Source organism: Aggregicoccus sp. 17bor-14 (genome assembly GCF_009659535.1).
Classification (GTDB): Bacteria; Myxococcota; Myxococcia; order Myxococcales; family Myxococcaceae; genus Aggregicoccus.
The window spans coordinates 490,946-510,669 of the sequence record NZ_VJZZ01000002.1; the positions used below are offsets into that span (position 1 = coordinate 490,946).

The 19,724-nt window shown below is 74.3% G+C and carries 19 protein-coding genes; 13 read left to right on the plus strand and 6 right to left on the minus strand.

Annotated elements, in window-relative coordinates; translation table 11 throughout:
- Positions 1–3 precede the first annotated feature (3 nt).
- The 5 genes from FGE12_RS05975 (at position 4) to FGE12_RS05995 (ending at position 5,004) form a co-directional block, all read left to right on the plus strand.
- A complete protein-coding gene (locus FGE12_RS05975; protein ID WP_153865316.1) occupies positions 4–846 on the plus strand; it encodes an ABC transporter substrate-binding protein in 843 nt (280 codons plus the stop codon).
- 54 nt (positions 847–900) lie between these two features.
- Complete coding sequence (locus tag FGE12_RS05980) at positions 901–1,974, plus strand: iron ABC transporter permease (RefSeq protein ID WP_153865318.1); 1,074 nt, start codon at positions 901–903, stop codon at positions 1,972–1,974.
- Positions 1,975–2,088: 114 nt separating this feature from the next.
- Positions 2,089–3,132: a substrate-binding domain-containing protein gene (locus tag FGE12_RS05985; RefSeq protein WP_153865319.1), complete on the plus strand. Its 1,044-nt coding sequence runs from the start codon at positions 2,089–2,091 to the stop codon at positions 3,130–3,132.
- Positions 3,133–3,202: 70 nt separating this feature from the next.
- Positions 3,203–3,733, plus strand: a complete 531-nt coding sequence (locus tag FGE12_RS05990; protein ID WP_194797623.1) for a GNAT family N-acetyltransferase — start codon at positions 3,203–3,205, stop codon at positions 3,731–3,733.
- 5 nt (positions 3,734–3,738) lie between these two features.
- Positions 3,739–5,004 carry an MFS transporter gene (locus tag FGE12_RS05995; RefSeq protein ID WP_153865323.1) on the plus strand — a complete coding sequence of 422 codons (1,266 nt, stop codon included), beginning with the start codon at positions 3,739–3,741 and terminating at the stop codon, positions 5,002–5,004.
- Positions 5,005–5,026: 22 nt separating this feature from the next.
- Here FGE12_RS05995 and FGE12_RS06000 read toward each other — a convergent pair whose 3' ends face one another.
- Entirely contained in the window at positions 5,027–5,569 is a 543-nt protein-coding gene (locus tag FGE12_RS06000) for a cupin domain-containing protein (RefSeq protein ID WP_194797624.1), read from the minus strand.
- A 175-nt stretch (positions 5,570–5,744) separates the two neighbouring features.
- Here FGE12_RS06000 and FGE12_RS30760 point away from each other — a divergent pair, with 175 nt between their 5' ends.
- Positions 5,745–7,904 (plus strand): M28 family peptidase, encoded by a 2,160-nt coding sequence (locus FGE12_RS30760; RefSeq protein ID WP_153865326.1) that lies wholly within the window; start codon positions 5,745–5,747, stop codon positions 7,902–7,904.
- 76 nt (positions 7,905–7,980) lie between these two features.
- Entirely contained in the window at positions 7,981–10,395 is a 2,415-nt protein-coding gene (locus FGE12_RS06010) for a hypothetical protein (RefSeq protein WP_153865328.1), read from the plus strand.
- 28 nt (positions 10,396–10,423) lie between these two features.
- On the opposite strand, the gene FGE12_RS06015 is transcribed toward FGE12_RS06010, so the two are convergent.
- A complete protein-coding gene (locus FGE12_RS06015) occupies positions 10,424–11,086 on the minus strand; it encodes a hypothetical protein (RefSeq protein WP_153865330.1) in 663 nt (220 codons plus the stop codon).
- A gap of 185 nt (positions 11,087–11,271) precedes the next feature.
- On the minus strand, positions 11,272–12,165 hold the full coding sequence (locus FGE12_RS06020) for a LysR family transcriptional regulator (protein ID WP_255449842.1): 894 nt from the start codon (positions 12,163–12,165) through the stop codon (positions 11,272–11,274).
- Between the two features lie 119 nt (positions 12,166–12,284).
- Here FGE12_RS06020 and FGE12_RS06025 point away from each other — a divergent pair, with 119 nt between their 5' ends.
- From FGE12_RS06025 to FGE12_RS06040, 4 genes are all read left to right on the plus strand, one after another.
- Positions 12,285–12,872, plus strand: a complete 588-nt coding sequence (locus FGE12_RS06025) for a glutathione S-transferase family protein (RefSeq protein WP_153865333.1) — start codon at positions 12,285–12,287, stop codon at positions 12,870–12,872.
- Positions 12,873–12,918: 46 nt separating this feature from the next.
- The gene (locus FGE12_RS06030) at positions 12,919–13,422 is read left to right on the plus strand and encodes a DinB family protein (protein ID WP_194797625.1); all 504 of its coding nucleotides are present in this window, start codon (positions 12,919–12,921) and stop codon (positions 13,420–13,422) included.
- Between the two features lie 110 nt (positions 13,423–13,532).
- Positions 13,533–13,817 carry a hypothetical protein gene (locus tag FGE12_RS06035; protein ID WP_153865335.1) on the plus strand — a complete coding sequence of 95 codons (285 nt, stop codon included), beginning with the start codon at positions 13,533–13,535 and terminating at the stop codon, positions 13,815–13,817.
- Between the two features lie 202 nt (positions 13,818–14,019).
- Positions 14,020–15,807, plus strand: a complete 1,788-nt coding sequence (locus tag FGE12_RS06040; RefSeq protein ID WP_153865336.1) for a glycosyl hydrolase family 18 protein — start codon at positions 14,020–14,022, stop codon at positions 15,805–15,807.
- 55 nt (positions 15,808–15,862) lie between these two features.
- On the opposite strand, the gene FGE12_RS06045 is transcribed toward FGE12_RS06040, so the two are convergent.
- Both FGE12_RS06045 and FGE12_RS06050 read right to left on the minus strand, forming a co-directional pair.
- Positions 15,863–16,633 (minus strand): DNA/RNA non-specific endonuclease, encoded by a 771-nt coding sequence (locus FGE12_RS06045; protein ID WP_153865338.1) that lies wholly within the window; start codon positions 16,631–16,633, stop codon positions 15,863–15,865.
- A gap of 159 nt (positions 16,634–16,792) precedes the next feature.
- Positions 16,793–18,112, minus strand: coding sequence for a collagen-like protein (locus FGE12_RS06050; protein ID WP_153865340.1), 1,320 nt, complete (start codon positions 18,110–18,112; stop codon positions 16,793–16,795).
- 117 nt (positions 18,113–18,229) lie between these two features.
- Here FGE12_RS06050 and FGE12_RS06055 point away from each other — a divergent pair, with 117 nt between their 5' ends.
- Together FGE12_RS06055 and FGE12_RS06060 are read left to right on the plus strand one after the other, a co-directional pair.
- Positions 18,230–18,691: a peroxiredoxin family protein gene (locus FGE12_RS06055; RefSeq protein WP_153865342.1), complete on the plus strand. Its 462-nt coding sequence runs from the start codon at positions 18,230–18,232 to the stop codon at positions 18,689–18,691.
- Between the two features lie 61 nt (positions 18,692–18,752).
- Positions 18,753–19,310: a hypothetical protein gene (locus FGE12_RS06060; protein WP_153865344.1), complete on the plus strand. Its 558-nt coding sequence runs from the start codon at positions 18,753–18,755 to the stop codon at positions 19,308–19,310.
- Positions 19,311–19,322: 12 nt separating this feature from the next.
- Here FGE12_RS06060 and FGE12_RS06065 read toward each other — a convergent pair whose 3' ends face one another.
- The gene (locus tag FGE12_RS06065) at positions 19,323–19,676 is read right to left on the minus strand and encodes a RidA family protein (RefSeq protein WP_194797626.1); all 354 of its coding nucleotides are present in this window, start codon (positions 19,674–19,676) and stop codon (positions 19,323–19,325) included.
- Positions 19,677–19,724: the final 48 nt, after the last annotated feature.

The window sequence follows — 19,724 nt, forward strand, 5'->3', positions numbered from 1 at the left end:
GCCATGCGCGCTGCGCTCGCCCTGCTGCTCCTCGTCGCCTCCACGCCCGCGCTCGCGGCGCGCCCCGCGGGGCCCTATTCCCTGGGGCCGCAGCGCGCGGCGCCCGTGCGGCGGGTGGTGACGCTCGCGCCCTCGCTCACCGAGATGGTGGTCGCGCTCGGGGCAGGGGAGCGGCTGGTGGGTGTGTCGCGCTTCGACCAGCAGCCCGAGGTGGCGAAGCTGCCGCGGGTGGGCGGCTTCACGGACCCGTCGGTGGAGGCGGTGCTCGCGCTCAAGCCGGACCTGGTGCTGGTGTTCCCCGGGCCCGGCAACCAGCGCCCGGTGGAGAAGATGGCGCAGCTGGGCCTGCGCGTGCTGGTGCTGCCGCTGCAGACGGTGCAGGACACGCTCGCGGCGATGCGCGCTGTGGGAGACGCGCTCGGGCGCGGTGCAGAGGCGCAGGCGCTGGTCTCGCGCATCGAGGCCACCCGCGCACGCGTGCGGGCCGCGGCGGCAAAGTCGAAGCGGCCTCCGCGCGTGCTCTTCGTGTACGGCTTCGAGCCGCTGGTGGTGGCGGGGCCGGGCTCCTTCGCGGACGAGCTGCTGCACGACGCAGGCGGGGTGAACATCGCGGCGGACGCGGGTACGCCCTATCCGGTGTACTCGCCCGAGCGCGCGGTGGTGGCGAAGCCGGACGTGGTCATCGACGCGGCGGACGTGGACGTGGGCAAGGACAAGCTCCGAAACCTCCCCGGGCTGCGCGAGGCGCGCTGGGCGCAGGTGCCCACGCGTGCGCTCCTCCAGCCAGGGCCCAGCCTGGGCCGCGGCCTCGAAGAGCTCTACGCGTTGCTCCATCCCGAGAACTGAGTGTCCCATCTCCCTCTGGGAGAGGGCTAGGGTGAGGGAAGAAGCCTTTCGCAGATGACCACCACGCGTTCCCAGCACCTCACCCGCGGTCACTTCTCCACCGCGCGCCTCTACGCGCTGTGCGGGCTCTTCCTGCTGCTCGCGGTCGCAGCCTTCCTCGTCGCTGCGCGCTTCGGCGAGCAGCCCATCTCGCTCACCGCGGCCTTCTCCGACCCCACCTCCACGGATGCGACGATCTTCTGGTCGCTGCGCCTGCCGCGCGCGCTCCTCGGAGCGCTGGTAGGCGCAGGGCTCGCGGCCTCGGGCTCCACGCTGCAGGGACTCTTGCGGAACCCGCTCGCGGACCCCTTCGTGCTGGGCGTCTCGGGAGGCGCGGCGCTGGGGGCCACGCTCGCGCTCGCGGTGGGGCTGGGCACGGTGGGCGAGCTCGCGCCGGGCGTGCACGAGAGCGTGGCGCAGCTGTCCGCGCCCAGCCTCTTCGCGTTCCTCGGGGCGGGGGCGGCGGTGGCGGTGGTGCTCGCGGGAGGCCGCGCGCACGGCTCGCGCGCGCCCTACGCGGCGCTGCTCACGGGCGTGGTGTTCAACTCCTTCGCGTCCGCGGCCATCACGCTGGTGAAGACGCTCACCAACCCGGACCGGCTCGCGGAGATTCTGTACTGGCTCGCGGGCACGCTCGGCTACGAGCGCCCCGCGGTGCTCGGGCTCGCGGCCGCGCTGCAGGTGGGCACGCTCGCGGTGATGGTCGCGCTCTCCGGGCGGCTCAACCTCCTGAGCCTCGGAGACGACGACGCCGCGGCGCTCGGCGTGCCGGTGGCCTCCACGCGGCGCTGGCTGCTCGTCGCGGCGAGCGCGAGCGTGGCGGGTGCGGTGGCGCTCACCGGGCTCATCGGCTTCGTGGGGCTCATCGTGCCGCACCTGCTGCGGCTCGCGTTCGGGCCGGACCAGCGGCTGCTCATCCCGCTCTCGGCGCTGGGGGGCGCGGCCTTCCTCACGCTGGCGGACCTGCTCGCGCGGCTCGCCTTCCCGCTCTTCGGCACGGAACCGCCGGTAGGCGTCATCACCGCGATCCTCGGAGGCCCGCTCTTCCTCCTCCTGCTGCACCGCCGGCAGCGGCAGGGGGCTGCGTAGTGGGCGCCGGTCGTGGCGTGCTGCACTGCCGCTGAGTGCGGCGCGGCGCGTCGAAGCGCTCAGACCGGGGTCCATGGAGCACCGGGCCCGCAAGTAGGGCACACTACCCAGGCCATGCCGACGCTGCCTCCGCTGCTGCTCTCGCTCGCCGTCGCTGCCGCCGCTCCAGCGCCCTCCGCCACCGTCGCCCCCGTCGGCCCCGCGGCCAACGAGGTGCGGGTGGGGGGCTCCTCCAGCATGCTGCCGGTGACGCGCATCATGGAGGCGGGCTTCGAGTCCCAGGCGCGCAGCCTGCACCTCAAGGTGCTGCAGGCCACGAGCACGGGCCGCGGCTTCAAGCAGCTGTGCGCGGGCGAGGTGGACGTGATGGCGGCGAGCCGCCCCATCGAGGACGCGGAGGTGCGCGCGTGCACCGGCGCGGGGCAGGCCTTCGTGGAGCTGCCGGTCGCGCTCGACGGCGTGGCGGTGGTGGCGCACCGCGACGCCTCCTGGCTCTCGTCCATCACGGTGACGGAGCTGCGCCGCCTCTGGACTCCGGACGCGAAGAAGCGCGTGACGCGCTGGAGCCAGCTGCGCAAGGGCTGGCCGGACGTGCCGGTGAAGCTGGTGGCGCCCGGCGTGGGCTCGGGCACCCGGGACTTCTTCGCGGAGGCGCTGGGGCTGACGGCGGGCAACCACAAGCTGCGGCCGGACGTGCGCGAGGTGGAGAGCGGTGAGGACATGGTGCGCGCGGTGGCCGCGCAGCCTGGCGCGCTCGGCTTCCTCAGCACCTCGTACCTGGAGTCGAAGCAGGACGCGCTGCGCGTGGTCGGCGTGGACGACGAGGACGCGCGCACGGGCGCAGGGCCCATCCTGCCGGGCGAGGACACCGTGCGCAGCGGCAAGTACCAACCCTTCACGCGGCCGGTGATGCTCTACGTCTCGGCGCGCGCGCTGGAGCGCGAGGGCGTGGCGAGCTTCGTGCGCTTCTACGTGGACAGCGCGGAGCGGGTGACGCGCAAGGGGGGCTACGTGCCGCTGCCGGCCGAGGTCTACCGCCTGGACCAGGCGCGCCTGCGGGCGCGGCGCACCGGCAGCCTCTTCTCCGGCAAGGTCGCGGGCGTGCCCATCGCGGAGCTGCTGCGGCGCGAGGCCGCGGACGTGGGCGCGGGGCACTGAAGCCCCGCAGCGGCCTCGCCCGGCACCGCGCCGGCTGCGCAGCGCTGCCGGACGGTGCTACGACGGAAGGGTGAACGTCCCCGTCCTGACCACCGAGCGCCTCGTCCTCCGCCGCCACCAGCTCGAGGACTTCGAGCCCGCCAGCGCCATGTGGGCCTCCCCGGACGTCGTCCGCCACATCGGCGGCCGGCCCTTCACGAAGCAGGAGACGTGGTTCCGGCTGCTGCGCTACGTGGGCCACTGGGAGCTGCAGGGCTACGGCTTCTGGGCGGTGGAGGAGCGGGAGACGGGGCGCTTCGTCGGGGAGCTCGGCTTCGCGGACTTCCAGCGCGAGCTCACCCCGCCGCTGGGGGCGGGCACCCCGGAGATGGGCTGGGCGCTGGTGCCCTCGGCGCACGGCCGGGGCTACGCGACGGAGGCGCTCTCCGCGGCGCTCGCGTGGGGTGACGCGCACTTCGAGGTCGCGCGGTCGGTGTGCATCATCGACCCCGGGAACCTCGCCTCCGTGCGGGTGGCGGAGAAGCTCGGCTTCCGCGCCTACGCGGCGGCCACGCTCGGCGGCGCGCCGACGCGCCTCTTCGAGCGCCCCTTCGTTCGCTGAGCGCCATGGCCCCCGCGCCCTCCCGGCTCCGCGCCACCTTCCACGCGCACGCAGGCGGCCTGCCGCGCCTGTACTGGGTGCTGTGGTGGGGGACCTTCATCAACCGGCTCGGCTCCTTCGCGGTGCCGTTCATCGCCCTGTACCTCACGCGCGAGCGAGGGATGGGCGCGGCCGCCGTCGGGCTGGTGGCGAGCCTGCACGGGCTGGGAGGGCTGCTCGCCGCGTACCTGGGCGGCGCGCTCGCGGACCGCATCGGCCGGCGCCCGACGCTCATCGGGGCGCTGTGCTGTGGCGCGGGCTCCATGGTGCTGCTCGCCCTCGCGCGCCAGCCCGCGCTCATCGCGCTCGCGGCCTTCTCGCTCGGCCTGCTCGGGGACATGTACCGGCCCGCGGTCTCCGCGGCCATCGCGGACGTGGTGCCTGCGGACAGGCGCGCGCAGGCGTTCACGCTCTTCTACTGGGTCGTGAACCTCGGCTTCGCCGTGGCGCTGCCCACCGCGGGCCTGCTCTCGCGCGCGGGCTTCTCGGTGCTCTTCTTCGCGGACGCCACCACCACGCTGCTGTACGCCGCCGTGGTGTGGCGCCTCCTGCCCGAGACGCGGCCCCGGCAGGCGGCAGCGGCGGCGCGCGGCGGCCTGCGCAGCGTGCTGCTCACCCTGGCGCCCTTCCGGGACCGGGCCTTCCTCGCCTTCGCGCTGCCCGTCTTCCTGCTGGTCATCGTCTTCTTCCAGCACATGGTCGCGCTGCCCCTCACGCTCGAGGCGCGCGGGATGAGCGACACCGCGTGGGGCCTGGTGCTGGGCACCAACGGCGCCCTGATCGTGCTGCTGCAGCCCTTCGCGGGGCGCTGGGTGGAGCGCCTGCCGCGAGGCGCCGTGCTCGCGGGCGCCTGCGTGCTGACGGGGGCGGGCTTCGGCCTGCACGGGCTCTCGGGAGGCGTGGCGCTCGCGGTGCTCGCGGTGGCGGTGTGGACCGCGGGTGAGATCATGCACGCGCCCGTGGCCTCCAGCGTCGTCGCGGACCTCGCGCCGCCGGCGGTGCGCGGGACCTACCAGGGCGCGTACTTCATGCTCTGGGGGCTCGCGGCCTTCCTCGGGCCGCTGCTGGGCGGCTGGGTGCTGGGGCACGCTCCGGCGAGCGCACTCTGGGCGGGCTGCCTCGCGCTGGGGCTGCTCGCCGCCGCGCTGCAGGCCGGGGCGGCGGCGGTGCGCAGGCGCCAGCTCGCGGCGCTGCGGCAGGTGCGCCCGGACATCTCCGCCGCACTGGACTGACGCAGCCCCCGCCCCGACCGCATCACTGCGCCTTCTTCGCCGTGGCCTTGCCCGTGCGCGGGTCATCCGCCTTGTCCACGTAGACGATGTCGAAGGGGCCGTTGGAGTTGAGCTGCAGCACCGTCTCCTCGGACGTGGTGAGGAAGTGCTTGTGGCCCTTGGGCATGGAGAAGTAGCCGCCCGCACTCAGCGCGGTCATCTTCGACGCGTCGAACTTCGCGCCCATGCCGATGCTCGCGTTGCCCGACAGCACCGTGAGGCGCTCGTCCTGCGAGTGGTGGTGCGGCCCGATGCGGTAGTTCGCCGGGAACTTGATGCGCATCGCGAAGGGGCCGGGCTTGCCGGGGTCTCCCTCGAGCACCGCCACCTTGGCACCCGGCGGTAGCGACGGCGGCCCGTCTCCCCACTTCAGGTCGTTCGCGGTGACGACCACGTCCTGGCCCGCGCCCATGTGCTTCGCGGCCGCGTGGCCCTCGTGGGAAGTGGGGGTGGCCTGCGCGAAGACGAGCGCGGCGGGCAGGCAGAGTGCGCCGGTCAAGAGTGTGCTGCGGAGTGTGCGGATCATGCGGACCTCCTCTGGGGTCGACTCCGGAAGCTGGGAGGGTGCGCGGGGTGTTTCCATCGCGCCCGGGTCGCAGGGCAGAGGTCGACCGCTCGCGGCGGAGGCGGCGCTGCGCACCGCTCCCCGACCGCCCAGCGGCGGGTGGAACATTCGCCTCGCCCGTCGGGTGGAGGGCAGAATGCCTCCCTCTCCCCGAGGTGCTGCCCTGAGAACCCGCCTGCTGCTGCCGCTCGTCCTCCTCGCCCTCCCCGCCGCCGCTGCTGCGCCCTCGCCCCTGGGTCCCATCTCGCCCGAGACCGGCCTGGTGCTGCGCGATGACGTCGTGCGCGCGTACATCCAGGAGAGCTCGGGGGACCGCATCCACGACAGCGTGGCGCGGCTCGCCTCGCAGGCGCGCGACGCCCAGGGTGACTACGCGCGGGCGGCCGACTGGATGAAGGGCGCGGCGGAGGCCGCGGGGCTGAAGGACGTGCACCTGGAGGCCCTGGAGGACGGGCCGCAGTGGCGCGCCACCCGCGGCGAGCTGTGGCTGAGCGCGCCGCAGCGCTTCAAGGTGACGAGCTACGCGGACCAGCCGATGAGCCTCGGGATGGGCAGCGGCGCCTTCGAGGGCCAGGGCCTCGAGCTGGTGGACGTGGGCGAGGGCAGCTCGGACGCGGACTACGCGGGCAAGGAGCTGAAAGGCAAGGTGGCCTTCACCTCGGGCATCCCGTACCCGGTGCTGACGAAGGCGGTGAAGGAGCGCGGCGCAGTGGGCGTGGTGAGCGCCTACTCCACGCCGCCGTGGAACCTGCGCAACCGCCTGGACGGCGACTTCCCGGACGAGATCGGCTGGGCCGCGGTGCCGGACGCCATGTTCCCCGAGGGCATGCGCCGGCCCTTCCTCTTCATGCTCTCCGACCGCCGGGCGCGCGAGCTGCGCACGCAGCTGAAGGCCGGCCCGGTGAAGGTGGACGTGAGCGTGCAGGCGGAGATGTACCGGGGGCACTTCGACATCGTCAGCGGCGTCATCCCGGGCAGCTCGCGCGCGAACGAGGAGGTGGTGCTCACCGCGCACCTGGACCACTACAAGCCGGGCGCGGACGACAATGCGTCGGGCTCGGCGACGCAGCTCGAGCTGGTGCGCACCTGGACGGAGCTCATCCGCCGCGGCGTGGTGCCGCCGCCCGCGCGAACGCTGCGGGTGCTGTGGGTGCCGGAGCTCGTGGGGACGCGCAGCTGGCTCGCGCACCACGCCGCGGACCCGGTGAAGCGCGTGGCCAACTTCAACTTCGACATGCTCGGCGCGAGCCTCAGCCGCATGCACTCGCGCTACGTGGTCTCGTACGCGCCGGACTGGAACGCGAGCTTCGTGAACGCCGTCGCCGAGTCGACGCTGGACTTCATGAACCGCTTCAACGCCGTGGCCTACCCCGCGCGCAAGGACCTGCACATCATCTCCGTGACGGGCTCGCGCGACCCGCTGGATGGCGTCATGGAGCGCTACACGCGCGGCTCCGACCACCAGCTCTTCAACGACCACGGCATCCCCGCCGTGTCCTTCACCACCTGGCCGGACGACGGCTACCACACCAGCGGCGACCGGCCGGAGAACGTGGACCCCACGCAGCTGCACCGCGCCGCCGTCCACGGGCTCGCCTCGGTCACGGTGGCCGCCTGGGCGGAAGGGGAGGGCGCGCTGCAGGTGGCGCGGCTCGTCTCCCTGTACGCGGTGAAGCGCCTCGCCCAGGACGAGTTCGAGGCGCGCCAGGCGCTCGCCGCCGCGCCGCTCGCCTCGCTGCCCGAGGTGTACCGCCTCACCCGCGCCGACGTGCGCGCCGCCCACCAGCGCGAGCGCCAGGCGCTGCTGTCCTGCATCCCGCTGGGCGCGCCCGAGGCCCCCGTGCAGGCGATGGTGAAGGCGCTGGGCACGGCCGAGGCGCAGGCGCTGGAGCGGCTGCAGAGCGATGCGCGCGGGCGCGACCCGAAGGTGAAGGAGCCGCGCCCCACGGAGCTCGAGCGCCAGGCGCAGCGGCGCATCCCGCGGCGCGTGAAGGGCAAGGAGGAGGCCGCCTTCGCCGAGGTCACCGAGAAGCTGCCGAAGGAGGAGGCGCCCCGGGTGGCCGCGGTGAACGCCGCGATCGACGCGGCGATCGCGGCGCTGCGCGCGCGCGGCGAGGGCGAGCTGCGCTTCTTCGAGGTGCACGAGGCCATCGCGAGCTACGCGGACGGCAAGCGCTCCGTGGCCGACATCCGCGACGCCCTCTACGCCGAGTACGGCTACGCCTTCCCCGTCCCGGCGCTGATGGACCTCTTCGACGTGCTGGAGAAGGGCGGGGTGATGACGCAGGCGCGCTGAGCCGGCGGGCATGGAGGTGCGGGGCCGGGGCGCACCTACATTCGGCCCCGGCGTGGGCGGCGCTATGGTTCTGCCCGTGAAGCCCCTCCGATTCCCCGCCCCCCGCGCCGTGACGGGCCTCGTCGCGGCGCTCGTCTCGCTCGCTGCGCGTGCCGACGAGTGCGCTCCCCCTGCGCCCCGGGACCCGCAGCCCCTGCTGCAGGCCGCACAGGCCGACGAGCTGTACGCGAAGGCCCTGACCGAGGCGGCGAATGCCTGCCGCATCCCGGGCGAGCTGTGTGACGGCGCGCTGCAGCGCTGCAATACCCACGCGACTGCGCTGAACGCCCACGCCTCCGAGCACGCCGAGGACGCGCTCCGCCAGGACCTCGCGCGCGTCCTGGGTGACGAGCACTTCGCTGCACAGCTCCCGGCCGCGCTCGCCGAGGCCCCTGCCTACTGCGCCGTCACGAACGTGGACCTCGCGGCCGCGCAGGCGAGCAAGCGCCGCGCGCAGGCGGCCTCGCACCGCCAGGTCCACGCAGAGCACACCCGGTGGAGCGCGTGGGTGCAGGCCGCCCTCACGCGCTGTGCGCAGAAGGCGCAAGGGGGCAACGCGGTCGCTGCAGCGGGAGCTGCGGGCGCCGCAGCCCCCGTGTCCCAGCCGCAGGTTGTGTCCGCTCCGACCTCGGCGACGTCTGCTCCGTCCGCCACGCCCGCCGCAGCGAGCGGCTCGGCCACTGCGGGCGCGCCCGTCGTCTCGCAGCCCAGCGCTGCTTCCACTGCGAGTGCCCCGGTGTCGCCGCAGCCCAGCGCTCCTCCGGCGCAGCGAGGGGTGTCCACCCGCGCAGCGGCTCCGGCAGCGGCGATGGCAGCCGTCCCGACGCGCGCCACGGCTGCGGTGTCGACCGTCAGCGCAGCGGGCAGCACGGCGGCTGCGACGGTGGTGAAGGCGGGCGGCGAGGCGGCACCTGCCGCGGCGGTCGCCGCTGTCGCCAGCACGAGCACCGGGAGCGCGACCCCGACGGCTGCTGTGGCAAGCAGCAGCACGAACGTGCCGACGGCGACTGCCTCGGTCCCGAGGAGCTCGCCGTCCACGAGCACTGCTCCGGCCTCCAGCAGCCCGGCACCGGCAGTGGCCGTGTCGCTCGGCACGAGCGCTGCGGCCGCGGCGCCGGCCGTCATCAAGGCGTCGGGGACGGCGCAGGCGGCTGCAGTGCCTGCGGTGAGCACGCCGCAGGCTTCTTCCTCCGCGCATACGGAGTCGCGTGCCACCGCCGACGCCCGCGCGCAGGAGGCGCGCCGCAGCGAAGACGAGGCGCTCGCGCGCGAGGAGGCGGAGCGCCGCCGCGCGCGGCTGCAGCGCGAACAGGCCGAGCAGCAAGCCCGCGCCGAGGCCGCAGCGGAGCGCCGCGAGGAGCTCGCGCGCCTGGAGGCGGAGCGCAAGCGGGCAGCGCAAGAGCGCGAGCAATCCGAGGCGCGGCTCGCGAAGGCGCGCGAGGAGCGGGAGGAGCGCGAGCGACGCGAGAAGCTCGAGGCCAGGGCGCGGGCCGAGGAGTCGAAGCGCGACGAGGCCCGCCAGCGCGCAAAGGACCTCGAAGAGGCGGCTGAAGCAAAGCAGCAGGCGCACGAGCGCGCCGTCGCAGAGCTGAAGGCGCAGCAGCAGGCGCGGCTCGAGGCCCTTCGCGCCGAGCGCGCGTCGCTGCAGGCCGCGGAGCAGCGCGCGCGCCAGGGGAAGTCGCAGTCCCTGCAGGAGCAGCGCGAGGCGCAGGCGCGCGCGGCGCGGCTCTCGGCCATCGCGCGCGAGGAGCGCGAGACGCAGGCCGCGAGCGAGGCGCGCCTGCAGCAGCTCACCGAGCAGGAGGAGCAGCGCAAGACCACGGCGGAGCAGGAGCTCGCCGAGACGCTCGACGCCGCCGAGGACCCGCACGTGCGCCCGCGCGGCGAGCTCTCGCTCGCGGCGAGCGGCGGGCTGTCCTCGGCTTCGCCCTCCGCCCCCGAGCGCGCGTACCTCGCGGGCGGAACGTTGGGCGTGCGGCTCGGCCTCTTCGGCTCGGCGCCGCTCGAGGGCGGGCTTGCCTCCGGGCTGGAGCTGCAGGCACAGGGGCAGTACCTGCGGAGCCTCGCACGCAGCGCGCGCGAGGAGCGCTTCCGCGTGGTGCCCGGCGCGCGCTACTGGCTGGGCTCGGTGGGCCTCGGCGTGTCTGGCGAGTGGCAGCGCACGACGGTGACGAACCCGGCGCTCGGTCTCTCGTCCTCGGACAGCGCGCTGCTCGCGGGGCCGCAGGTGGCCTTCGCGCTGGCGGACGGCCCGCGGCGGCGCCTGGTGCTGAGCGGCCGCTGGCTCCCGCTGCTGGATGGCGCGAAGGGTGCGTTCGGCGCGAACCTGGAGGCAGGCGTGGGGCCGCTGCTGCTCGGCGCGGAGCTGCTGCGCTGGCGCACGTCCGCGCTGACGGTGCCGCAGGACGGCTGGGTGGCCTCGGCCTCGGTGGGCTACCGCGCGCGGTTCTGACGCGCGCCCGGGCTCGCGGGGCCTGCGCCTAGAACCAGGCTCCCGCGAGGAGGCCGAAGCCGCTGCCGTCGATCGTCTCGAGGCCGCTCCCCGAGTACTTGACCCGCGTGTACCGGGCGCCGAGCTCGAAGCCGCCGTTGTTCCCGATGCGGAAGCCGTACGCGTACTGGGCCAGCGCGCCGAACGCGGTCCCGTACCGGGTGGACGTGTCGCAGAGCCCGTCCACCGCGCAGGAGAACTTCGGCGAGAGGTGCGCGGTGAGGCCCGCTCCGAGCCGGTGGCCGCGGTTCGCGTACGAGACCACCACGTCGACCGGCAGGCGCGTGAACTTGATGGAGCCGTTCGAGCCGTTGACCTGGTCGAACTTGTAGCCGAGCGTGCCCTCCACCGCGAAGGGCAGCTCCGGGCGGTACAGCACGCCTGCCGCGAAGGTCATGAGCTGACCGGCCTTCAGCTTGCCCTCGCTGCCGTCGCTCCACTGCACGCGCGCGAGCTCCTTGCCCCCGAACGCGAGGTCCATGCGGACCAGGAAGGCGACGCTGCGCGAAGGAGGCGCCGGCGCTGCGACGGCCGGCTCGGAGGGCTCGGAGGCCGCGGGGGCGGGCGCTGCGGTCTGGGCGTGCGCCTTCGGAGCAGAGGCCGCGAGCGCGAGCGCCGCAGCGGTGCACAGCCACTTCGAGTCCACCTGCATGTCCCCTCCCGGAGTGCGCGGGCCGCGGGCCCTGCGCTGTTGGGTGGCTGCCAGATACCGGGGTGCTCCAGAGCCCGTCAATCCCGAGGCGCAGGGCTTCCCCTGGCGCACGGCCGTGAGCAGGTGCGCGTGTGGGTGACGCGCGCGCCTCCGCCCAGGCTTCACCACGAGGGCATACGGGGCGCTCACCGCGCAGCGCGCGCGCGCCGGCGCCTCGGAGAGCCGGGCAGCGCGAGCATCGGCGGGAGACGCTCGGCGAGCAATTCGACGAAGAGCCGCACCTTGGGCGGGAGGCTCGCGCGGCTCGGGTAGACGGCGTGGAAGGTGCGCACCAGTGCGGGGCGGGGGCCGAAGAGCACCTTCAAGCGGCCGTCGCGCACGGCCTCGTGGCAGAGGATGCCCGGCACGCGCGCGATGCCCACGCCGGCGAGGGCCGCGTCGCAGGCCACCTCCAGGTCGTTCACCGTGAGCACTGGCTCGATGCGCGCCTTCACGCCTCCGACGCTCCAGGTCTCGAAGGCGCTCAGCGCGATGCAGCGCGCGGCGCCCAGCGCCCGCGGCTCCGGCGTGCCGTGGCGCGCGAGGTAGCGGGGGCTCGCCACGTAGTACACCGCGCCCTCGCCCAGGCGGCGCGCCACGAGCGACGAGTCGTCCAGCGGCCCCGCGTGGATGGCCACGTCCAGGCCCTCCTCGAGCACGTGCACGGGACGGTCGGCGAGCACCAGCTCCACCTGCAGCTTCGGGTGGCGGGCGAGGAACTCCGAGACCACGGGCCCGAGGTAGCGGCGGCCGAAGAGCGAGGGCGAGGAGACGCGCAGGAGGCCCATGGCCTGCGCGAGCTGCTGCTGCACCTCGGCGTTCGCCTCGTCGATCTGCGCAGCGATGGCCGCGCAGCGCTCGTAGTAGGTGGCCCCCGGGCCGGTGACCCGCAGCTGCCGCGTGGTGCGCTCCAGCAGCCGCACGCCGAGCTGCGCCTCCAGCTTGCCCAGCCGCTCGCTCGCGCTCTGCTTGGTGATGCCGAGCCGGCGCGCGGCGCGGGTGAAGCTGCCCTCGCGCACGATGGAGGCGAAGAGGAGCATGTCGGACGGGGACACCATCGCTGTCCAGCCTATCCTGACAAAGCGTCAGCGCGCCGCCGCATTGTCCGTTCGCGCGGGGCGCCGCACCCTGCGTGCATCCCTCTTCCCGGAGCACGCCCATGAAGCTCTATGCCGCCCCCAGGACCCGCGCCATCCGCCCCCGCTGGCTCCTCGAAGAGCTCGAGGTGCCGTACGCGCTGCAGCGGGTGGAGGTGTCCCAGCCCGAGGGCGTGTCGCCCGAGATGCGGGCGCTGCACCCGCTCGGCGAGGTGCCCGTGCTGGTGGACGGAGCGCTCACGCTCTTCGAGTCCTCGGCCATCTGCCTCTACCTCGCGGACCGCTTCCCCGAGAAGGGCCTCGCGCCGCTCCCCACGTCCGCGCAGCGCGGGCCCTATCTGCAGTGGCTGCTCTTCGCGGAGGTGACGCTCGAGCCGCTGGTGCTCGAGCAGCGCCTCCATGCGATGCGGCCGGAGGCGCCGCGCCCCGCGCCGCCCGCGCGGCTCGGGGAGGTGCTCGGCGCGCTCGAGCGGCACCTCGAGGGCCGCGAGTACGTGGCGACGGAGGGCTTCACCGCCGCGGACCTCGTCCTCTCCTCCATCCTCCACCTCGCGCACACCCTGCGGCTGCTCGAGCGCTACCCGCGGCTGAGCGAGTACACGCTGCGCTGCACGAAGCGTCCTGCGGTACGACGGGCGGTCATGGGCTAGGGGCCCGCGCTAGGGTGTGGGGCGAGCCCTCATCGAAGGAGACCCCGTGACGTCCGCGACCCTGAGCGCCCTGCAGCAGTTCCCCTCCCAGCTCCGGCAGCTCTTCGACGAGGTGCCGCGCGAGCACTGGCACTGGACGCCCGCGTCCTGGGAGGGCATCCCGAGCGAGGCTCTCGACCCGGTCGGGCAGCTGTGCCACGTGCGGGACATCGAGCAGCTCGGCTACCACGTGCGCTTCAGGCGCCTGCTCGAGGAGCGCGAGCCCGTGCTCGCATCGCTCGATACCGAGGCGCTCGCGGTGCAGCAGCGCTACGCGGAGGCCGACCCCGCGCAGGCGCTCACCGCCTTCGCTCGCGCCCGCGAGCACACGATGGCGCTGCTGCAGGGGCTCTCCACCGCGCAGCTGCAGCGGCGCGGCTCCTTCGACGGCTACGGCGAGGTCACCGTGCAGTCGCTCATCCACTTCCTGAGCAGCCACGACCAGCAGCACCTCGCCGGGATGCAGTGGCTGCTGGGGCGCATCGCCAGCCTCGGTGGCTCTGCTCACTGAGCGACGCCGCCGCGGCCCAGCGTTCAGCGCCGGGCGGCCCGCGAGGCCGCACCCCTGACGAGATGCTGGCCGTGGGCGCGGCGCGGGTGTCTGCTGTGCGGCGCCCCTCCATGCGAACCGCGAAGCCCTACAGCATCGACTACGCCCCCGCCGCCTGGCGCCACATCGGCTCGCTCTCCGGCGAGGAGTTCAGCGGCCTGCAGCGGGCGCTGCAGCGCATCGCGGAGGTGGCCACCGCGGCGCTGCCGGCCGCACCCCCTGCGGGGCTCTTGCTGGAGGCGCAGGTGGCGGGCCTCGGCTTCCGCTACGCCGTGGAGGCCGAGCCACGGGTCGTACGGCTCGTGAGCCTCGAGCGGCTCGCGCGCCGCGCAGCGCGCACCCGCGCGGCCTCCTGAGCGCCGCTCCCGTCCACTCGCCGACTCCTACCTGCAGCGCGTTTTTGCCGCGACGCCGCACGCTTTCGTCCCCGCTGCCCGGCGACTACGACTCCGGTCTGAGTGCACCTTGCCGCGCAGCGAGCGCGCACCCAACTGGGCGGCCTTCCCGGGGGCGCCTCGCACCGCGCGTGCACGCCCCCCTCACTGGAGGTCCGAGCCGATGCGGAGTCTGGGGGCCGTGGCAGTGCTGCTGGTGCTGTGGACGGGGGCGGGGTGTGGCGCGGGGGACGAGGCGCTCGAGCAGCCGACGCCGGAGCCGCTCGCGCCGGGAGAGCCCGCGGTGCCGCCGGCGCTGCCGCCGGGCGCGCCGCAGGGGGTGCAGGCCGCGGTGGCGGGCGACGGGCTGCTCGCGAGCTGGAGCGCTCCGGCTGCGTCCGCGGGCGCCGGCCCCGTGCAGCGCTATAGCCTGCGCTGCACCCCGGACTGCGGGGAGCAGCAGGTGGACGCGCAGGTGCACGAGCTGCAGCTGCAGGGGCTGCGCGAGGACACGGAGTACACGCTGGAGGTGGCTGCGGTGAACACGGTCGGCGAGGGCCCCGCGGCCCTCTCCTCTCCCGTGCGCCTGCCCAAGCGCAGCCGGCTGCCGGGGGCGCCCACGGCGGTGAGCGCCGCGGCGGGGGATGCCCAGGCCACGGTGCGCTGGACGGCGCCGTCGCAGACGGGCAGCTCCGCGCTGCGCAGCTACACCGTGCGCTGCACGCCCGCGTGCACCGCGCGCTCGGTCGCCGCGCCGGCCACCAGCGTCACGGTCCCGGGGCTGAGCAACGGCACCGCCTACACCTTCCGGGTCTCGGCGGTGAACGACGCAGGCGAGGGCGCGGCCTCGAGCGCGAGCAACGCCGTGACGCCGCAGGCCCCGCTGCCTCCGCCTCCTCCGCCCCCTGCCGCTTCGGGCCGCTGGGTGTCGGCCTACTACGTGGGTTACCAGCGCAGCCTCTACCCGGAGGCCGAGCTGGACCTCAGCACGCTCACCCACCTCATCGTGGGGCGGGTGACGCCGCTGGCCACGGGCACCTTGAACACCACCTTCGACATCGACGCGACGAACGGCCCCGCCATGGCGCGCACCCTCTCGAGCCGCGCGCACGCGGCCGGCAAGAAGGCGCTGCTGATGGTGGGCGGCGCGGGTGAGCACGACACCTTCGCGGCCGCCGCCTCCTCGGCGAACCGCGCGCGCTTCGTGAGCAGCCTGCTCTCGGCGATGGACAGCCTCGGCTACGACGGGCTGGACCTGGACTGGGAGCCCATCCTCGATGCGGACCAGGCCCCGCTGCTCGCGCTGGTGCAGGCGCTGCGCGCGGCCCGGCCCGGCATCCTGCTCACGCTGCCCGCGGGCTGGGTGAACGCGAACTTCCCCGGCGACGTGGGCAGCTACTACGCGCAGCTCGCCGCGCAGCTGGATCAGCTCAACCTCATGTCCTACGACATGGCGGCGGACTGGACGGGCTGGGACAGCTGGCACTTCGCCGCGCTGTACGGCGAGAGCGCCACGCACCCCAGCTCCATCGACTCCACCGTGCGCGCCTACCTCGCGGCCGGCGTGCCCGCGGCGAAGCTGGGGCTGGGCCTGGGCTTCTACGGCTCGTGCTGGCGCGGGGTGAGCGCGCCGCGCGTGCCCGTCACGGCCTCCGTCGCGCTGCTGGAGAGCGACAACGCCATGAGCTACGCGAACATCGTCTCGCTCTACGCGCCCAGGGCCACGGCCGCGTGGGACGAGGCGGCGCAGCAGGCCTACCTCACCTCGAGCAGCGGGGCGGGGCCGCAGGGCTGCAACTTCATCTCCTACGAGGACCCGCGCTCCATCCTCGCCAAGGGCACGTACGCGCGCTCCCAGGGGCTGGGCGGCGCCATCGTGTGGACGGTGAACGAGGGGCACCTGGCGAGCGCGCCCGCGGGCTCCCGCGATCCGCTGATGCGGGCGGCCGCGGACGCCTTCCTCGCGCCTTGAAGCTCGAAGGGCCGGGCTCCGCAGAGGGGGAGCCCGGCCGGACCGCGCGTGCGCCTCAGCCGCAGCCCTGGCTGGTGAGCCAGTTCACGCCCTTGGTGCGCTCGGTGGTGCCGTTGGTGCCGCCGTAGTCCACGTTGGTGAAGGACATGGAGACGCTGGCGCCCGAGGACTGGTTGGTGATCTGCATGGTCATCGTGTTGGGGATGAGCGTGGTGGAGTTCGGGTAGTTCGCGCCGATGTAGTAGCGCAGGCGGCCGCTGGGGAGGCTCCCGCAGGTGGCCATCTTGTTCTCCAGCTGCGCCCAGTTGCCGCGGTTGAAGTTCGCGTCCTGCGGCACGATGTTCGCGCGCCCGCCCCAGCCGCCCAGCTGCGAGCCGATGAGGTGCCCGCCGTCGTAGTCGTTGCTGGGGTTCTCCGCGTCACCCCACTGCCCGATGCTGGTCTGGCAGGTGTCCTGGCGCGGCGCCGCGGCGATGATCGGCAGGTACTTGTAGGCGCGGTTCGGGCGGCCCGAGGCGTCGATGTAGTAGTACTCGCCGTCGAAGCTGTGCCAGATGCTGCGGTCGCTCGAGGGGAAGAACTTCACGCAGTCGCTGATGTTCTCGGCGTGCACGTCGTCCGTGCGCACGCGGTAGCCCACGCCATAGGGCGCGAGCGCCGCCTGGATCTCGGCCTCGGTGTGCGTGTCGAAGAACTCCGCGAGCCCGCTGGGGCCGCCGAAGTCCTGCTCCAGCTGACTGGCGACTCCGTCTCCCCCCAGGTCCGCGTCCGTGCCGCACGCGCTGAGCCACAGGACAGCCGCTGCCGCGATCACAAGCTTCTTCATGGTGCGCCTCCTCGAGTCACTTCACCGGGGTCCGCCGGTGGGAGGCTGCGTAGCAGAGTTGCAGATGCAACCGCTTGACGTCTGCGCAACGACGCGTTGCGTCTGTCCGCGATCGGAGAGAAGGCCGCGGCGTACGCGCGCGTACGCCGCGGCGGGTGCTCAGTAGAAGAGGAGCTCGGGCTGCGGCGTCACCGAGATGGAGAAGTCACCCTGGCTGCCGGCCTCCGCGGCGCCGCTGGCCGCCGTGGACTTCGTGCCGTCTCCACCGTCACCGCCCGAGGCACCGCCGCCGCCCCCCGCGGCCGCGAGCACCGTGGCGGTGCCCGAGACGGCCCCCGCTCCGGCCGCGCCACCGGTGACGATGATGTTCGCCGCGTTGGCGATGACCGGCGGATTCGCCGAGAGCATCTGCACGATGCCGCCACCGCCACCGCCTCCGCCGCCGTAGAGCTGGCCCGTGGGAGCACCCGTCGCGAGGCCGTTGGCCCCGTTGCCGCCCCCGGCGCGGATGAAGCCGTTGGTCCCCACCGAGAGGGTGCCCCGCGACACGAGGGTGAGCACGCCTCCGCCTCCTCCCCCTCCGCCCGGCAGGGCCACGCTGCCGGTGAGCTGCGCGTTGCGCCCCGCGACGTCGATGGTCCCGTTGATGACGATGTTGCCGCGCGCCGCGAGGATGAGGCGGCCGCCGGCCTCGCCTCCGAAGGCGCTGGTCGTGTTGCCGTGCTTCGGGCGGAAGCCGCCGCCCGCGCCGCTCAGGTCGAAGCGGGTGAGCAGCGCGGAGCGGCCCAGGTCCAGGCCGCGGCCGCCCTGGTAGCCGTCCGCCGCGGAGAGGGCGATGCCTCGCGAGGGCGAGTTGATGCTCTGCACCTGCTGCTCCGGGTTCACGGCGATGATGCCGAGCGGGCCGAGGGTGATGTCGCCGGTGGCGCGGATCGTGGTGCCGCTCGCGACGATGAGCGTGCCGTCGATGCGCACGTTGTGGAACATGAGGTTCGCGCCATTCACCATGCTGCCGTAGCCGATGGCCAGGTTGCGCGGCGGCGAGGTGCTGAAGAGGGTGAAGTCTCCCGCCGAGCCGTCGCCGTAGAGCGCGAGCGCGCCCGGCTCTCCCGGAGGGCCGGTGGGGCCGTCCGGCCCCTGCGCCCCCTGCGCTCCGTCCGCGCCGTTGCACAGGTAGCGTGCGGAGGTGGGGTCTGCCTCGCCCTCGTCCACCGCGCCGTTGCCGTTGCGGTCCACCGCGGCCTGCAGCAGCACCCCGCCGTGGGGGCAGTTCGTGCCCGCGGGCTCGGGCAGGGTAGCCACGAGCGCCGCAGGTCCCTGCGCCCCGGTGGCTCCCGGCTCACCCTGCGGACCCGCGGCGCCCTGAGGCCCCGGAGCACCCGCGGGCCCCTCCGAGCCCGCCGAGCCTGCAGAGCCCTTGCAGGCCGCCACGGCGAGCAGCCCCGAGCCCAGCAGGGCTCTCCCAAACGCGTTCAGCATCCGTTCCCCCTCCAGAAAGAGGCCCGCAGTCTCGCCTGCTTCACCCGGAGTGCGCCAATCCCAGGCCCTGACGGCCAGAGGCGCAGGCGCCCGACCCTGGGGTAGCGTGCACGCCGCATGGTCTCGCTCGACGCCCCCGCCCCCGACTTCGAAGCCCTCACCACCCAGGGGCAGCGCCTGCGCCTGTCCTCACTGCGCGGCCGGCCCGTGGTGCTCTTCTTCTTCCCGGCGGCCTTCACGCCCGTGTGCACGCGCGAGGCGAAGGAGTTCGGCGACGTGCTCCCGCAGCTGCGCGCGGCCGGCGCGGAGGTGGTGGGCATCTCCACCGACGAGCACCAGGTGCAGTGCGACTTCGCTGTTGCCACCGGCGCCACCTACCCCATGGTGGGAGACCCCGAGGCCGGCATCGCGCGCAGCTACGACGTGGTGTGGCCGCTGCTCAAGCGCACGCAGCGCGTGACCTTCGTCATCGATGCGCAGGGCATCATCCGCGGCATCTTCCACCACGAGCTGCGCGTGGGCCACCACGTGCGCATGGTGGTGCGCGCGGTGCAGGCGCTGGCCACCGCCGCGCGCTGATTCGAGCCTGCGGGCGCCCGCAGCGGTGATACTCCACGGGCTTCCCCCCGCCTGGAGTCCCATGCTCGCGCCCGCTCTCGCCGCCGTGCTCCTCTCCGCCTCTGCCGCACCGAAGCCTGAACCGAAGTCTGCGCCGAAGGCAGCGCCGGCGAGCGCCGCGGCGGACCCGTTTGCCGCGTGGGAGCCCCTGCTGGGTGACTGGATGGGGGAGGGGAGCGGGCAGCCCGGTGAGGCCACCGGCGGCTTCTCCTTCGAGCGCGACCTGCAGGGCCGGGTGCTCGTGCGCCGCAGCCACGCGGACTACCCCGCGAGCAAGGAGCGCCCCGCATTCCGGCACGAGGACCTCACGGTCATCGCGCTCGAAGGAGGCGCTCCGAGCGCGAGCTACTTCGACAACGAGGGCCACGTCATCCGCTACCGCGTGACGCACAGCCCGGAGACGCACCGCACCGTGTTCCTCAGCGACGCGATCCCGGGCGCGCCCCGCTTCCGGCTCACCTACGACTGGACTGCGCCCGAGCGGCTGACCCTCACCTTCGAGATCGCCCCGCCCGGCGCGCCCGAGCAGTTCAAGACCTACCTCAGCGCTCGGGCGCACCGCGCGCCGGCGAAGCGCTAGCCGGAGTGCCCGCTACTCCGGCAGCGCGGCCACCGCGGTGAGCTCCACGAGGATGCCGTCGCCGAAGTCGCCCACCGGGATGACGGCGCGCGTCGGCCGGTGCGCGCCGAGCACGCTGGCCACCGCGGCGTCCACCGCGTCCCAGTGCTCCATGCCGTGAAGGAACACGGTGAGCTGCACGAGGTGCTCGAGGCGCGCGCCGGCCGCCTCCAGCACCGTGCGCACCTTCTCCAGCGCGCCGCGCACCTGGCTGCCCACGTCCGGTCCCTCCGCGACCTGGCCGGAGACGAAGACGAGGCCGCGCGCGACGATGCCGGGGGAGTAGTGGCCTGCGGGAGGGGCGGAGGAGGGCTGGATGGAGCGCATGGCCGCGAGCATCCCACGGATGAAACGGCGCGGGGGCGGCGAGGCCCC

What these genes read in the sequence shown, in the direction of transcription:
- FGE12_RS05975 (WP_153865316.1), top strand. Translation starts at nt 4, where the DNA reads ATGCGCGCTGCGCTCGCCCTGCTGCTCCTCGTCGCCTCCACGCCCGCG.
- FGE12_RS05980 (WP_153865318.1), top strand. Translation starts at nt 901, where the DNA reads ATGACCACCACGCGTTCCCAGCACCTCACCCGCGGTCACTTCTCCACC.
- FGE12_RS05985 (WP_153865319.1), top strand. Translation starts at nt 2,089, where the DNA reads ATGCCGACGCTGCCTCCGCTGCTGCTCTCGCTCGCCGTCGCTGCCGCC.
- FGE12_RS05995 (WP_153865323.1), top strand. Translation starts at nt 3,739, where the DNA reads ATGGCCCCCGCGCCCTCCCGGCTCCGCGCCACCTTCCACGCGCACGCA.
- FGE12_RS06000 (WP_194797624.1), bottom strand. Translation starts at nt 5,569, where the DNA reads ATGATCCGCACACTCCGCAGCACACTCTTGACCGGCGCACTCTGCCTG.
- FGE12_RS30760 (WP_153865326.1), top strand. Translation starts at nt 5,745, where the DNA reads ATGCCTCCCTCTCCCCGAGGTGCTGCCCTGAGAACCCGCCTGCTGCTG.
- FGE12_RS06015 (WP_153865330.1), bottom strand. Translation starts at nt 11,086, where the DNA reads ATGCAGGTGGACTCGAAGTGGCTGTGCACCGCTGCGGCGCTCGCGCTC.
- FGE12_RS06020 (WP_255449842.1), bottom strand. Translation starts at nt 12,165, where the DNA reads ATGCTCCTCTTCGCCTCCATCGTGCGCGAGGGCAGCTTCACCCGCGCC.
- FGE12_RS06025 (WP_153865333.1), top strand. Translation starts at nt 12,285, where the DNA reads ATGAAGCTCTATGCCGCCCCCAGGACCCGCGCCATCCGCCCCCGCTGG.
- FGE12_RS06035 (WP_153865335.1), top strand. Translation starts at nt 13,533, where the DNA reads ATGCGAACCGCGAAGCCCTACAGCATCGACTACGCCCCCGCCGCCTGG.
- FGE12_RS06040 (WP_153865336.1), top strand. Translation starts at nt 14,020, where the DNA reads ATGCGGAGTCTGGGGGCCGTGGCAGTGCTGCTGGTGCTGTGGACGGGG.
- FGE12_RS06045 (WP_153865338.1), bottom strand. Translation starts at nt 16,633, where the DNA reads ATGAAGAAGCTTGTGATCGCGGCAGCGGCTGTCCTGTGGCTCAGCGCG.
- FGE12_RS06050 (WP_153865340.1), bottom strand. Translation starts at nt 18,112, where the DNA reads ATGCTGAACGCGTTTGGGAGAGCCCTGCTGGGCTCGGGGCTGCTCGCC.
- FGE12_RS06055 (WP_153865342.1), top strand. Translation starts at nt 18,230, where the DNA reads ATGGTCTCGCTCGACGCCCCCGCCCCCGACTTCGAAGCCCTCACCACC.
- FGE12_RS06060 (WP_153865344.1), top strand. Translation starts at nt 18,753, where the DNA reads ATGCTCGCGCCCGCTCTCGCCGCCGTGCTCCTCTCCGCCTCTGCCGCA.
- FGE12_RS06065 (WP_194797626.1), bottom strand. Translation starts at nt 19,676, where the DNA reads ATGCGCTCCATCCAGCCCTCCTCCGCCCCTCCCGCAGGCCACTACTCC.